Genomic DNA, 14,916 nt, shown 5'->3' on the forward strand with positions numbered 1-14,916 from the left:
CAACTCGATAACCTGCTATGGGAGCGCTCCCGAATGGGCCGAACTGGGCGATGGGAGCGCTCCCGCACTGTCTATTCCATGTGGAACCGGTTCCCTATCGGTGGAGATATCGCCTACCATGTGGAGCGTCCCCACATCACCCGTCGAGGAAGAGGGTGGCTCTCATGAGCGGAATTGCCGACGTCGCACGTCAGGCCGGTGTTTCCAAGTCCACGGCGTCACGCGCGCTCAGCGGTTCCGGCTACGTTTCTCAGGAGACGAGAGACCGGGTCACTCGTGCGGCCGACATGCTGGGGTACGTCCCGTCGACCAACGCGCAGAGCCTGTCGACCGGCCGCACCCAGAACATCGGCGTGGTCATGCCCTACGTCAACCGGTGGTTCTTCGCCGAGGTGCTGGAGGGCATCCAGGCCTCACTTCTCGAACGAGGGTTGGATCTCACTCTCTACGACGCCAAACCGGGCAGCGACACCCGCGAGCGCATCTTCGAGAGCTTCCTGACGCGCAAGCGGTTCGACGGCCTCATCGCGGTCGGGCTGGAGCCCGAGGAGAACGAGCTGGACAGCATGCTCGCCCTCGGCAAACCCGTCGTGAGCGTCGTCGGCAACCACGAGCGCACCAGTGTCGTGACCCTCGACGATGCGCTGACCGCCCGGCGCGCCACGGAGCACCTGATCGAGCTCGGACACCGCCGCATCGCCTTCCTCGGTGCGGGCTCGCGCACCCGCTGGCCGCACGTGGAGTCGTCCCGACTCGACGGCTACATGCAGTCCATGGCGGATGCGGGGTTGGCGGAAGAGGCGACCCACACGGAATCGGAGCTGACGCTCCCCGCCGGCTACGACGCCGCGGTCGAACTGCTCAGCGACGCGCGCACGCGCCCCACGGCGATCGTCGCGGCCTGCGACGAGGTCGCCATCGGCGCCATCATCGCTGCCAGGCGTCTCGGCCTGCACGTTCCGGCGGCGCTGAGCGTCATCGGCATCGACGATCACGAGTTCGCCGAGATGTTCGCGCTGACGACCTTCCGCCAGGTGCCGCGAGAACAGGGCGCCGCGGCCGTCGAACTGCTCATGCGTCAGATCCAGGACCCGCCGCTCGCTCCCGTCATCCAGCGCCTCAAGCCGCGACTGATCGTGCGCAGCTCCACCGGTCCGCTGCGCTCGGATCGGGCCACGGCCGACGCCACGGTATGACGCGAGGGCGCCGGCGCCGAAGCGCCGACGCCCTCGCGTCATCCGTCGTCGATCAGCTGCGTCGACGCACCGGCACCGCGCGTCCGACGATACCGAGCGCGAGCAGCAGTGATGCGGCGAGCAGTGCACCCGCGATCCACTGCGTCTCGGCACCGGTGGCGGCCAGCGATCCCGGCCTGGGAGCGATGGAGACCGCCTGCCAGCCGATGACCTGACCGTTCGCGTCGAGCACCACGAGCCGGTGATCGCCCGTGAGATCGGCGGGCAGGGTGACCGTGACGTTGCCCGCCGCATCCACCTGGTGCCATCCACCGAGCTGACGCGGGGTGGAGTACAGCCAGACCGTCACCCAGTCGCCCGCGTACTGCGTGCCGACGTGGATCGTGATCGTGGCTCCGGCGCGCAGCTCGCCCGCGACGACCTTGATGAGGTCCTGCAGCGTGGGCACGAGCTGGCTCGGGTCCACGGGCTGCGGCGTCGTGGTCGGCGGGGTGGCGGAGGTCACCTTCAGCGGGAGGCGGAGTTCCGTGCCCGTCTGCGGCGCCTGGAGGATGATCGTACTGTCCGCCGGAGCGTCGGCGGGCACCGTGAAGGTGACCGTCGCGGTTCCTCCCGTGACGGTGACCGGATCGATGACGGCCGTGCTGCCCTCGATGCTCACCAGCAGAGAGGTCGTCTCCGGGCTTCCGAGCGAGGTGAGGTTCAGCCCGCCCACCTGGAACGAGACCTGCGCACCGGGCGCGACGGATGCCAGGAGCCCCGTCACCTCGGCGCTGCGCGTCGCGTAGCTCGGGGAGACCGGGCTGTTCGCCGTGAGATACGAGATCCACGCATCCCGGTCGATGAGACCGGAGTCGCGCGTGTCGGTTCCCTCCGCAAAGGTGCGGAAGTTGTCGCCGCCCTGCAGGAGGAAGTTGAACGAGCCGATCCGGTACGAACCCTTCGGATCGATCGGCTCGCCGTCGATCCAGACGCCCGTGATGTGGGATCCCTGCGCCGCGTCCGCGTCGTAGGTGTAGGTCACGTTCTTCGAGAGACCGAGAGCGAGGTAGGGCCGCGACGGGATCGTCCCGTCGGCGTTCGTCTGCCACTGCTCCTCGAGCACCTGCGTGAACTGCTCCCCCGTGAGGGTCGTCGTCCAGAGGTTGTTCACGAACGGCAGGACCGCGTTCGCCTCGGCGAACGTGATGACCCCGTCGTCGCCGCGCAGCAGCTCGGCACGAAGACCACCGGGATTCACCACGCCGATCTCTGCGCCACCGCGAAGCGGGTCGGAGAGCGTCGCGACGAGCGAGTCGGCGACGAGGTTGCCGAGCGTCGACTGCGCGGCGCGGTTGTCACGCGTGCCGCCGGCGTAGACGCCGTCCGTGTACGCACCGCCCGTGAAGGCCGTCGTGATGTCTGCCGTGACGCTTCCGACCGGGACGCTGCCCCTCTCGGCGGCGTAGGCCAGCGCCGCGTCGACGATCTCCTTGACCTCCGCGACCCGCGGATACTGTGCCGCCAGTTCGGCGTTCAAGGCCGCGCTCTGCGCTGCGTCGTTGGAGGTGTTGCCGTCGTTCTCGATCGCGATGCGCGCCACGTTCCGCTGCGTGTGCGCGAGCACGTCGCCCGTTTCCGCATCCAGTGTCAGACGCACCTGGCCGATGTTCTCGCCGTAGTTGCCGGTCTGCACCACGGGCCGCGTGCGGTCGGTGCCCGGGATGGGGGCATCCCACGCGTACAGCTTGTGGGTGTGACCGGTGAAGATCGCGTCGACGGCGGCCGAGGTGTTGGTGACGATGTCGGCGAACGCCTTGCCGTCCTTCAACTCCTCCTCCAGCGTCGACTTCTCCGTCACACCGGCCGCAGCACCCTCGTGGTACTCGGCGATGATGACGTCCGCCTCACCGTTGGACGGGTCGCCGTCGGTCAGCTGGGCCGCCACTCGGTTCACGGCCTCGACGGGATCACCGAAGTCGACCGTGGCCACCCCGCCGGGCGACACGAGCGTGGGAGTCTCCTCCGTCACGGCGCCGATCACGGCGACCGTCAGCCCCTGCACCTCGAACGTCGCGTACTCCTGCAGCGCCGGCGTGGTGGTTCCCTTCTCGTAGACGTTCGCGCCGAGGTACGGGAACGCCGCCTGATCCTTGACACGTCCTTCGAGGTCCTCGAGGCCCTTGTCGAACTCGTGGTTGCCGACCGCCGAGGCGCTCAGCTCCAACGTGTTCAGGACGTCCAGTGTCGGCTTGTCATCGGCCACCGACGACGCGAACAGGGAGGCGCCGATGTTGTCACCGCTCGAGAGGAACAGGGTGTTCTCTTCACCGGCTTGAGCCCGCAGCTGCTCGATGGTGGCAGCGAACTTCACCGTGTTGTCGTCGATTCGACCGTGGAAGTCGTTGATGTTCAGCAGGTTGAGTGCGACGGTCGGATTCCACGTGATGCCCACCACGACCGGGTCGTGGTCGCTGGAGCGGTAGGGCGAGACCTCGTAGAAGTTCGTCGCGTTGTAGTTGTACCGGCTGTACTCGAGCGCGATCGACTCCCCCGCGTTGATGTTCCACACATCGACGCCGGTGACCATCTTGGCCGCGGCGGGCGAGGCCAACACGTGGTCGAGCGAGCCGCTCGCACCGTCGAAGGAGTACGTGTGCTTGCCTGTGCGCGATCCGAGGTCGGTGTACCCGGCCGCGTAGAAGACCTGCATGGGGTCTTCCTGCGTGTACGAGTTGAAGTCTCCGAGCAGGAACACGCGGTCGGTCCCGGCAGCAGCCTTCCGCTCGTCGGCGAAGTCCACGAGCGCCTGCGCCTGGCGCACCCGGTCGCCGTTGTAGGCGCCCTGTGGCCCGTTGGCATTGTCACCCGTGGCCGGGTTGTCGCGGTTGTCCCCCTTCGACTTGAAGTGGTTCACGATCGCCAGGAAGGCGGCATCCGTCTCACCCTTGGGCGCGAACGCCTGAGCGAGCGGGCGTCGCGCGTTGACGAAGGCGGCATCGAGATCGATGACGGAGTCGCCGACCGGCGATACTGCGTCGGCCTTGTAGATGAACGCGGTGCGGATGACGTCCTCACCTGAGGGCACCTGGGTGGGCGAGGGCACATAGGCCCACTCGTCCTTGCCGAGGTCGGCGTTCAGCGCGTCGACGAGAGTCGACAGGGCCGCATCGCGGTTCTCGCCGAACGCCGCCGAGTTCTCGATCTCCTCGAGCGAGACGACCTCGGTGCCGAGCGCGTTGATCGCGTCGACGATCTTGTCCTGTTGACGCTTCAGGCTCACATCAGTGGCCGCACCGCGCGGGCCGTTGTTCGGGCACTGGTTCGCCGTGATGGGGTTGCCGTCGCGGTCGGTGTAGACCGACGTGCAGCCCACGTCCGCAGCGGTGGTCGTGAAGTAGTTCAGCACGTTGAAGCTGGCGATCGAGATGTCGCCGCCGACCGCGTCGGGTGCGGATGCGGCGCGCGCCGATCCGATGGTGACGGGCAGCGGGTCGCCGGCCTTGAGCTGCGTGGTCGGCTGAACCTTCCAGGCACCGTTGCGGTAGTCCAGGATCACCGGCTGAGTGAACGACACTGCGCCACCCACCGTGACATCGACGTCGGTCAGGTACGGCAGCGGGATCGCCTTGTTGGTCGAACCACCCAGGAAGTTGATCGACGCACCGTCGTCGAGCACGACACCGCGCGCGGCGTTGTCGGCGACGGCGTCCGTGTACTCCTGGGTGCCCACACGCGCGACATCCGTGGGCGTGATGAGCGGCTTCTCGCCGGACGCGAGCCCGATCTCGGCGTACTGGTTCGTCGTGTACGTGTTGCTCACCGTGAATCGGCCCTGGGGCGCCACGAGCATGCTCTCGAACTTCTCACGGTCCGCCGGCGCGATCGGCCAGGCGAGGGGCACCGGCGTCACGGCCGCGACCTGCTCGTCGATCGCGGTGACCGAGCCGGCCGAGACGTTGAGCTGGGTGAGTGTCTGGGGGTCACCCGCGACGCTCGAGTACTCGCCGGCCACGCCGGTCACCTCGACGTAGGCGCCCATCGGGGCCTTCGCGGCGAGGGCCGCTCCCGCCTGCCCGGTTCCTCCGTAGACGAAGAGGGCGTCGGATGCGGTGTGAGAAGCATCCACCGCGCCACCTGTACCGGGAGTCTGGATGGTGAACCCGTTGAAGCCGCCCTCCGCGTAGGCGCCGGTGACGATGCCGCGCGTGGTGACCGTCTGGCCCAGCAGCGGCGTCGCGTCGCCGGTGCCCTGGATCTCGGCGATCGTCCGGATCGCGGGAGTACCGGGGTCGGTGCCGGGATCCGGGTCCGTGCCGGGGTCGGGGTCGGGGTCGGGGTCGGTGCCGGGATCAGGATCGGTGCCTGACTTCGCGGATGCCTGCGGCGTGATCTGCGCGGGGTGGCTGAAGTCGGCCGCGTTGTCGTCCGTATCGACGAAGTTCGTTCGCGCGAGCGAGTTCGGGACGGCGTTCCCGCCGGTGACCGGGACAACGCTCGTCTCGAACGTCTTGGATGCGCCGTAACCGAGGAGATCGACGACGTGCTGCTGCTCGACGACGGATCCGGTGGGAAGCGTGAGCGCCTGCGTGGTGTCCGCGAGGTAGAGCGTGCCCGTCGTGCCGGAGGCGTTGAAGCCCTTGTCGAACGACAGGTCCGGGGTGACGGGGAGCGCGGCGCCCACGGCGCCGTTGCCGTTCCACGCGATCAGGTAGTAGTCATCGGGCTCGATGACGCCGCTCAGCGGCTCGGTGACCGAAGGGCCCCCGGTTCCATCGGCGGAACGGTATTGGAGCGACCAGCCGTCCAGGCTCTGCGCGGTCTCGCCGGCGTTGTACAGCTCGACGAACTTCTTGTTGAACGGAGCGTTGGCGCTTCCGCCCTTGAGGTAGACCTCGTTGATGATGACATCGGCGGGCTCGGCGGCGACGGCGACGGCGGGCACGAACATGCCCGCGACGACCGCGGTTCCGATCCCGAAGGCGAGCGCTGCAAAGGGGCGCCTCGGCTGGGAGGGGGACATGGATCTCCTGAGGTTCTGCTGGGGGACACCAGGAGACTACGAAGAGAGACCCCCTCCGCGGCTTACGAGAAGATGACGGTTCGATGAGATTGCTCTCATCCGGGCGTGCTACGCGCGCGGACGCACGAAGGCCCCGGATGCGGCGAACCGCACCCGGGGCCTTCGTGAAGAAGGTGAGGACCTTACTTGAGGGTGACCGTCGCGCCGGCCTCTTCGAGAGCGGCCTTCGCCTTGTCGGCGGTCTCCTTGTTGGCGCCTTCGAGAACGGGCTTGGGGGCGCCGTCCACGAGAGCCTTGGCCTCGCCGAGGCCCAGCGAGGTGAGCTCGCGGACCGTCTTGATGACCTGGATCTTCTTGTCGCCGGCAGCCTCGAGGATGACGTCGAAGGAGTCCTTCTCCTCGACCTCTTCCGCGCCACCAGCAGCACCCGCAGCGCCGGCAACGGCGACGGGGGCGGCAGCGGTGACGTCGAACTTCTCCTCGAACGCCTTCACGAACTCGCTGAGCTCGACGAGGGTCAGGCCGGCAAACTGCTCGAGCAGCTCCTCAGTGGTGAGCTTCGCCATGATGTATCTCCTAGATAGGTGGGGGTGTGTGGGAAAGAGCTCGCCGGACGCTTACGCGGCCTCGGCGGTCTCCAGCTTTTCGCGAAGCGCGTCGATGGTGGCTGCAGCCTTGCCCATCGTCGCCTTCATCATGCCCGCGGCCTTCGCCAGCAGAACCTCACGGCTCTCCAGGGAGGCGTACTTGTTGACCTCGTCGGCACTCAGGGCGTTGCCCTCGAAGATGCCGCCCTTGATCACGAGAAGCGGGTTGGCCTTGGCGAAGTCACGCAGAGCCTTGGCGGTGGCGACGAAGTCACCGTGCACGAACGCCACGGCCGAGGGACCCTTGAGGTCCTCGTCCAGCGCCGTGATCCCCGCGTTGTTCGCGGCGATCTTGGTCAGCGTGTTCTTCACCACGGCGTAGCTCGCGTCCTGACGGATGCTGTTGCGCAGCTGCTTGAGCTGGGCAACCGTCAGACCGCGGTACTCGGTCAGCAGAACGGCGGTCGAGTCCTCGAAGTTCTTCGTGAGCTCGGCGACCGATGCATCCTTCTGCGCCATGGTCACTCCTTGATGTGAACGTGACACCCCGCGGTGGCGGAGCGTCGGCCTCGACCACCCGCACATGACAAAAGCTCCGGCGCAAGCGCACGGAGCTCAATTCCCGAAGGAGGAAGTTCAGTGTCACCTGCGCGGGCCCCTGCGGTGCAGAGCTTCGATCGCGACACGTTTGCACGCACGGCGATGACCAGCGGTCTTTGGCTTGTCACAAGACTACGCCACGTTGCCCGTCGCCCCAAATCCGCCCGGGGAGCGCGTGACCCCCGCCCCGATCATTCGGGCGGGGGTCACGCGTCACTGCCGACCTTCGATCACGCTCGCCTGCGCCGGATGCTGCGCGCCGAGACTCCAGCCCCCACCAGCAGCAGGGCGACGAGCGACAGCCCCACGATCGACCCGCCGTCCTGGCCCGTGCTGGGCAGCGCGCCGATCTGAACCTGCTGCCACCCGATCACGTTGCCCTGCGCATCCTGCACGATGAGACGATGCACCCCGGAGACGCCCGCGGGCAGAGTCACCGTGATGTTGCCGAGCTCGTCCACGCGGTACCAGCCCAGCAGCAGCGGGTCGGAGCGCAGCCAGACGCTCACCCAGTCGCCGGCGTACGCCTCACCGACGTGGATCGTGATCGTCTGCCCGGGCTGGAGGGTGGTCCCTCCCTGGATCTGGACCGCGTTCTGCGTGGCGGGCGTGAGCGCCGACTCGGGCGCGGGCGTCTCGACCGCTCCCCCATCCGTTCCCGGCACGGCCGGACGCACGTCGATCGGCACGCGGATGACGGTGCCCGAGTCCGGCACCGTGAGGGAGATGACCGCCGGGCCGGCGACATCGCCCGGCGTCGTCAACGACACGTTCGCCACGCCGTCGGCGACGGCCACGGGTGCGTAGGCGGCCTGACCGATCGACGGCTCCAGCACCGCGTTGGCGGGGCTGCCGAGCGATGTGAGGTCGAACCGCGAGACCTGGAAGGTGACGGCCTCGCCCGCGACGACGGATGCCGGCACACCGGACACCTGTGCACTGCGGGAGGAGAAGTCCGGTGTCAGTGCGGGATGCGCCGCCAGGTAGTCGATCCAGGCGTCGCGGTCGACAAGACCCGAGTCGCGCGTCTGAGCCCCCTCCTTGAACGTGCGGAAGTTGTCACCGCCGGTCAAGAGGAAGTTGAACGAGCCCACGCGGTACTCGCGGTTCGGGTCGATCGGCTGTCCGTCGATCCACACGCCCGTGATGTGCGAGCCCTGCGCCGCCGCGGCGTCGTAGGTGTAGAACACGTTCTCGGACAGCCCGAGCTGCAGGTACGGCCGTGACGGGACTTGACCCTTGTCGTCGAGCTGCCACTGCTCCTCGAGCACGTTCGTGAACTGGGCTCCCGTGAGAGTCGTCGTCCAGAGGTTGTTGACGAAGGGCAGGACGGCGTTCGCCTCGGCGTACGTGATGACGCCGTCGGGCGCGTAGCTCAGGTCGGCTCGCAACCCGCCCGGATTGACCACACCGATCTCGGCTCCGCCGCGGGCCGGGTCGGCCAGCGCGTCGCGGATGGAGTCCGCGACGAGGTTGCCCAGCGTCGACTGCGCGGCGCGGTCGTCGCGCGCTCCTCCTCGGTACACGCCGTCGACGTAGGAACCGCCGCTGAAGGCGGTCGTGATGTCGGCGGTCACCGACCCCACCGGCTGGTTGCCGACCGCAGCAGCATCCGCCAGCGTGGCGTCCACGATCCTCTTCACCTCGGCGACGCGGGGATAGGCGGCGACCAGGTCGGCGTCCGCGGCGGTCGTGCGCGCGGCGTTCTTGACCGTGTAGGACTCCACCGCTCCGGTCACCGGGTCGAGCTGCAGCACGACCTGGCCGATGTTCTCGCCGTAGTTCCCGGTCTGAACGATCGGACGGGTGCGATCCGTGCCCGGAATCGGAGCCTCCCACGCGTAGAGCTTGTGGGTGTGCCCGGTGAAGATGGCGTCGACCGCCGCCGAGGTGTCCTCGACGATCGAGGCGAACGCTCCCCCGTGGGCGACCTCCTGCTCGAGGGTCGACTTGTCCGGGGTGCCCGCCGATGCTCCTTCGTGATACTCCGCGATGATGACGTCCGCCTCCCCGTTGGTCGGGTCACCGTCGGTCAGCTGCGCGGCCACGCGGTTGACTGCTGCGACAGGGTCGCCGAAGGCGACTCCCGTGATGCCGTCGGGCGAGACCAGGCTCGGCGTCTCCTCCGTGACGGCACCGATGACGGCGACCGTCAGCCCGTCGACGGTGAAGGTCGCGTACTCCGGGAGCAGCACCTCCCCCGTCTTCGCGTCGTAGACGTTCGCGCCGAGGTAGGTGAAGTCGGCGCTGTCGGCGACACGACCGGTGAGATCGGCGATCCCCTTGTCGAACTCATGGTTGCCGACGGCGGACGCCTTCAGTCCCAGCGCGTTCAGCACCTCGAGGGTCGGCTCGTCCTTGAAGTACGACGAGGCGAACAGGGAGGCACCGATGTTGTCGCCGTCGGAGAGGAACAGGGTGTTGGCCTCGCCGTACTCTGCACGCAGCTGCTCGATCGTCCCGGCGAACTTGACCGTGTTCTGGTCGATGCGTCCGTGGAAGTCGTTGATGTTGAGCAGGTTCAGCGCGACGGGGCCGGCGATCTGGAAGACCGCCTCCGCCGAGGTCAGGCTTGAGCCGAGCTGCGGCGCCGTGATCGGGATCGTGATCGCACCGCCGGGGGCGTCTGCCGCCACCTTCACCTCGATGTCGACGGATGCGGTCGCGCCGGGCGCGATCGTGGGGATCGACCATGTCAGCGTCGAGTCCTGACGTGCGACATTCTTCGGAAGGACTGGGAACGACGCCTGGGTCAGCAGCTGGGTCGCGTCGGCGACGACGGTCGCACCGGCCAGGTCCACTCGTCCGGTGTTCTCGACCGTGAGCGTCAGCGTCGCCGTGTCGCCCGGAAGGACGGCCTCACCCGCGGGGATGTTGCTCGTGATGCCCGTGGTCCACATCGCAGGCCAGGCGGGCTTGTCCGTGTCGAAGAGCCAGTCCTGGAAGAACGCCCCCAGATCGCGGCCGGAGACCTGCTCGGCGAGCGCGATGAAGTCGTCGGTGTCCGCGGAACCGCCGGCGTGCGCCTTCGTCCAGGCGGCATAAGTCGCGTCGAAGGCGTCGCGGCCGATGGCGGTCATGAGTGCGCCGAGGGTGTACTTACCGCGGTTGTAGACCTGCCAGTCGTACAGTTCGGCCGGGTCGGTGAAACCGACGGTGGGCGTCAGCCACCGGGAGGCCGACGCGGAGCTCCAGCTGGCGAACGAGTCGTTCTCCGGGGTGGTCTGGCTGAGGCCGACGCCGTAGCGGTAGTAGGTGGTGAAGAACTCCGCCGCGCCCTCGTTGAGCCAGATGTGCGACCAGTCGGCCGGGGCGACCTCGTTGCCCAGCCACTGGTGGACGAGCTCGTGGATGAGCGTGTTGGCGGAGACGCTGCCGTCGAAGAACGGCCGATCCTGGGTCTCCAGGGCGTACCCGACGCCGACGCGGTCGACGATGAGGCCGACACTGTTGCCCGGGTAGGGGCCGAGCTTCGTCTCGAGCCAGTCGATGATCTGCTTGATCTCGCCGCGACGCGTGTTGATCGCGTTCTGCACGTTCACACTGATGGTCGGGTCGACGAAGCTCCATTCGTGCAGCGTGCGGCCGCTCGCGAGGGTGATATCGCTCTCCAGCACGTTGAAGCGCCCGATCGAGAGGACGGAGAGCTCGGTCGCCATGGGATTGCGCTGCTGCCAGTCCCACGTGGTCGTCCCCGCCTGCGCGTCGACGGTCTTGCCGATCAGCTCGCCGTTGCTCGCGACGCTCAGCGGGTTGCCGCCTGCGGTGGTGGGCGCTGTCACACTGATGTCGTAGGTGGCTTTGTCCGCGGGCGCGTTGTTCTGCGGGAACCAGGTCATGGCGCCGATCGGCTGACCCAGGGCCGTCACGCCGTCGGATGTCTTCACCCAGCCCTCCGAGGAACCGTCGGCGTCGATGTGCCTGACAGGTGCACCCGAGTACGCCACCGCGACCGTGAACGGTCCGCTGACCGCCGTCGCGGGGGTGATGTCGAGCTTGAAGAGCGTGGCGTCCACATCCTGCTCACGGGAGAACTGCGCAGGCACCCCGTTGACCGTCACGCTGTCGACGGTCATGCCCTCGAAGTCGAGCGAGAACGCCGACAGCGGCGCCGGAGCGGTGGCGGCGATCGTCGCGACCGCGCTCACGTCGTCGTTCGCGCGGTACGTGAGGTCCAGGTCGTAATGGGCGACGTCGTAGCCGCCGTTGCCGACGTGGGGGAAGAGCGGGTCACCCGCCGTGCGGGCGCCGACCGTCGGCTCAGCGCCGACGGCGGGAACGGTCGCAACCGCGGAGGCCGCGACGACGGCTCCGACGATGAGCGCTGCGGTGAGGATCCGGCCACGGCGGTGCGGTCGGAGAGCGGAGTCGGACATGGTCCCCCTGGGTCGACACGGGCGCGAGAGCGCGAGGAAGGTGCAACGGCCCGACCCTAGGGTTCAGAGATTTCTTACCGGTTTCCCAGCCGTTCCAAATGTCCGCCCCGGCACCGCCGGGGGCGCATGTCGTTCTCGAAGGCGTCGGCCACCGGGCGTACGCTCGAGAGGTGACCCCCGAACTCGCCGCTCGCATCGTCGCGGACTCCCGCGACCGGGTGGCGTGGATCCGGGCGCGCTCACGCGGCATCACGGCGACGGATGTGGCATCGCTCACGAGCGAGCGGGCGATCGCGAAGGCCGCCGACCAGAAGCTGGGCGGCTCGAGGTTCTCCGGCAACGCCTACACCGATCACGGCCGGCGACGCGAGCCCGAGATCGCCGCCTGGGTCGCGGCGACCCACGGCATCCAGCCCTCATCCGCGCTCTTCCACGCGGTCGTGGAGAAGCGGCACCTCGCGACCCCCGACGGCATCGCGGTCGACGCCGACGGCCGGGTGACGCTGGCGGAGATCAAGACGACCAACAAATCGTGGCGGTCGATCCCGCGCGGGTACCTTCGTCAGGTGTGGTGGCAGCAGCACGTGCTCGGCGCCGAGCGCACCCTCGTCGCCTGGGAGCAGCACGACGGCTTCGTCCCCGTCGACGACGAGCCGCGGTGCGCATGGGTCGAACGCGACGAGGTCGAGATCGGCAAGCTCGTGCGCCTTGCGACCGCCCTCATCGACGAGTTGCACCTGCGCACCACGCGCGGTCGCGCGCCTGCGCCGGCCCCGCAGGCCCCGCCGCGTCGCGAATATCGCGCACTCGTCTTCAGCGACTGACCCGTCGCTCGCTTCCCGCATCCTGGTGGCCGGGAATAGTTGACGCGCCTCAACGATTGCTCATATAGTTGACCCAACTCAATCGTTGACATACATCAACTTACTGCGCCGATGACGCCGCACCCCACCGAAGGATGCCGCTGTGACCACCACCATCTCCCGACCGACGGACGCGTCGAGCAAGACCTCGCGCCGTCACGTCCTCGAAGCCCTGTCCGGACTGCTGCTGGGCATGTTCGTGTCGATGCTCGCTTCGACCGTCGTCTCGACCTCACTCCCCGTGATCATCCACGACCTGTCCGGGGACCAGAGCTCCTTCACTTGGGTCGTCACCGCGACCCTGCTGACCACCGCGATCACCACCCCCATCTGGGGCAAGCTCGCGGATCTCACCAACCGCAAGGTGCTCTACCAGCTGGCCATCGCGATCTTCGTGCTCGCCACCGCAGCCGCCGGGTTCTCGCAGAGCCCTGAGATGCTGATCGCATTCCGGGCGGTGCAGGGCATCGGCGCCGGCGGTCTGGCCGCGCTCAGCCAGGTCATCATGTCGGACATCATCAGCCCGCGTGAGCGCGGGCGCTACATGGGCCTGTTCGGCGCCGTGATGGCGGTCGCCACCGTCGGCGGCCCGCTGCTCGGCGGCGTCATCACGGACGCGTGGGGCTGGCGCTGGAACTTCTTCGTCGCGCTTCCCTTCGCCGTGGCCGCCCTGCTCATCGTTCAGCGCACCCTGCACCTGCCCCAGCGCACGCCGCGCAAGGTGTCGATCGACTACACGGGCATCGTCCTGCTGGCCACCGCCGTCTCCCTTCTGCTCATCTGGGTCACCCTGGCCGGCAAGTCGTTCGACTGGTGGAGCGTGAACACGCTGTTCATGGTCGGCGGCGCGATCCTCGCGACGGCGCTGTTCATCGTCGTCGAACTGCGGGTGCGCGAACCCCTCATCCCGCTGACGCTCTTCCGCAACCGCACCTTCACCCTGGCCGTGATCGCCTCGATCGCCACCGGCATCGCCATGTTCGGCGCCTCCGTGTACCTCAGCCAGTACATGCAGTCCGCGCGCGGTGCCACGCCGACCGAGGCCGGCGTCATGACCATCCCGATGATCGCGGGACTGCTCGTCGCATCCATGGGCGTCGGTGCGCTGATCACCCGGTTCGGCCACTGGAAGCCCTACCTCATCGCCGGTGGCGTGCTGCTGACGGCGGGCTCCGCGCTGCTCTCGACGATCCACTACGACTCCCCCTTCGCCCTCGTGTCCGTGTACATGTTCCTGTTGGGCGCCGGCGTCGGCATGACCATGCAGAACCTCGTGCTCGTCGTGCAGAACACGTCGCACCCGAGCGAGATCGGCGCCGCGAGTTCGGGCGTCACGTTCTTCCGCAGCCTCGGCGGCACGATCGGCGTGTCCGTGATGGGCGCCGCCCTGGCGACCCGGGTGACGGATCTGCTCACCGACCGCGCGGACGAGGTCCGCACGGCGCTGGCCGGGCTCGGCAAGGCCGGCGCGGAGTGGGCCACGCAGCTGAGCTCGGGCACTCTGCCGCAGGTCTCGGCCATGCCCGAGCCGCTCCGGGTCATCTTCGAGGATGTGTACGCGAACGGTATCTCGCACGCGTTCCTCATCGCGGTACCCGTCGCCGTCCTGAGCGTGCTGGCGATCGTCTTCCTCCCGAACACCCCGTTGACGCGGATGACCACGACCGAGCGGGCGCACGCCTCCGAGGCGGATCTCGCCACGGTCTCGGTGCCCGAGGCCATGGCCACGCTGAGCTCCACCGGCGCCATCACGACGCAGTCGGGCACGCCGGATGCGGGCGACGAGCGCAAGTAGAGTGATGACGATGTCCGAGAAGTCGAGCGACGAGGAGCGCACCGAGGCCGTGCGTGCACTCGAGGCCCAGTTCAGCGACCTCATCGGACAGTTCCGACGCGTCATCAGCGAGAATGCGCATCGCGTCAGCCCGGGACTCCTGCCCGGCGCGTACAAGGTGTTCACGACCATCGCGCGCCACGAGACCGTGACGCAGGCGACGCTGGCTGATCACCTCCTGCTGGACAAGGGGCAGCTCAGCCGGACGGTGCGCGAACTCGAGGCCCTCGGTCTCATCACGCGCTCCCCGGACCCTGCCGACGGTCGCTCCAGCCTGCTCTCGCCCACCGAGTACGGGCTCGAGCGGCTCGTGGCCGCACGCGCTCCGCAGGAGGGCGTGCTGGTACGCGCGCTGGAGAGCTGGGACGTCTCGGACATCGACAACCTGCGCCGCCTGCTCCAAGCGCTCATGGCCGGCATCAACCCCGACACGGTCTCCTGACGGTCAGGAAGGGCCC

At 68.2% G+C, this 14,916-nt stretch carries 8 protein-coding genes; 4 read left to right on the top strand and 4 right to left on the bottom strand.

Going from position 1 to position 14,916, the window contains the following annotated elements; all coding sequences use genetic code 11:
• Nucleotides 1-164 precede the first annotated feature (164 nt).
• The gene (locus EHF32_RS08675) at nt 165-1,196 is read left to right on the top strand and encodes a LacI family DNA-binding transcriptional regulator (RefSeq protein WP_137417802.1); all 1,032 of its coding nucleotides are present in this window, start codon (nt 165-167) and stop codon (nt 1,194-1,196) included.
• Between the two features lie 52 nt (nt 1,197-1,248).
• Here the strand turns inward: EHF32_RS08675 and EHF32_RS08680 are convergent, their stop codons facing one another.
• The 4 genes from EHF32_RS08680 to EHF32_RS08695 form a co-directional block, all read right to left on the bottom strand.
• On the bottom strand, nt 1,249-6,198 hold the full coding sequence (locus tag EHF32_RS08680; protein WP_137417803.1) for an ExeM/NucH family extracellular endonuclease: 4,950 nt from the start codon (nt 6,196-6,198) through the stop codon (nt 1,249-1,251).
• Nucleotides 6,199-6,380: 182 nt separating this feature from the next.
• Nucleotides 6,381-6,764, bottom strand: a complete 384-nt coding sequence (gene rplL, locus EHF32_RS08685; protein WP_137417804.1) for a 50S ribosomal protein L7/L12 — start codon at nt 6,762-6,764, stop codon at nt 6,381-6,383.
• 51 nt (nt 6,765-6,815) lie between these two features.
• Entirely contained in the window at nt 6,816-7,304 is a 489-nt protein-coding gene (gene rplJ / locus EHF32_RS08690; protein WP_137417805.1) for a 50S ribosomal protein L10, read from the bottom strand.
• Nucleotides 7,305-7,615: 311 nt separating this feature from the next.
• Entirely contained in the window at nt 7,616-11,761 is a 4,146-nt protein-coding gene (locus EHF32_RS08695) for a 5'-nucleotidase C-terminal domain-containing protein (protein ID WP_137417806.1), read from the bottom strand.
• A 170-nt stretch (nt 11,762-11,931) separates the two neighbouring features.
• On the opposite strand from EHF32_RS08695, the gene EHF32_RS08700 reads away from it, so the two are divergent.
• From EHF32_RS08700 to EHF32_RS08710, 3 genes are all read left to right on the top strand, one after another.
• A complete protein-coding gene (locus tag EHF32_RS08700) occupies nt 11,932-12,585 on the top strand; it encodes a YqaJ viral recombinase family protein (protein WP_137417807.1) in 654 nt (217 codons plus the stop codon).
• 232 nt (nt 12,586-12,817) lie between these two features.
• On the top strand, nt 12,818-14,419 hold the full coding sequence (locus EHF32_RS08705; RefSeq protein ID WP_238343844.1) for an MDR family MFS transporter: 1,602 nt from the start codon (nt 12,818-12,820) through the stop codon (nt 14,417-14,419).
• 10 nt (nt 14,420-14,429) lie between these two features.
• A complete protein-coding gene (locus tag EHF32_RS08710; RefSeq protein WP_137417809.1) occupies nt 14,430-14,900 on the top strand; it encodes a MarR family winged helix-turn-helix transcriptional regulator in 471 nt (156 codons plus the stop codon).
• Nucleotides 14,901-14,916: the final 16 nt, after the last annotated feature.

It is taken from the genome of Microbacterium sp. RG1, assembly GCF_005347485.1.
In the GTDB taxonomy this organism is placed as follows: domain Bacteria; phylum Actinomycetota; class Actinomycetes; order Actinomycetales; family Microbacteriaceae; genus Microbacterium; species Microbacterium binotii_A.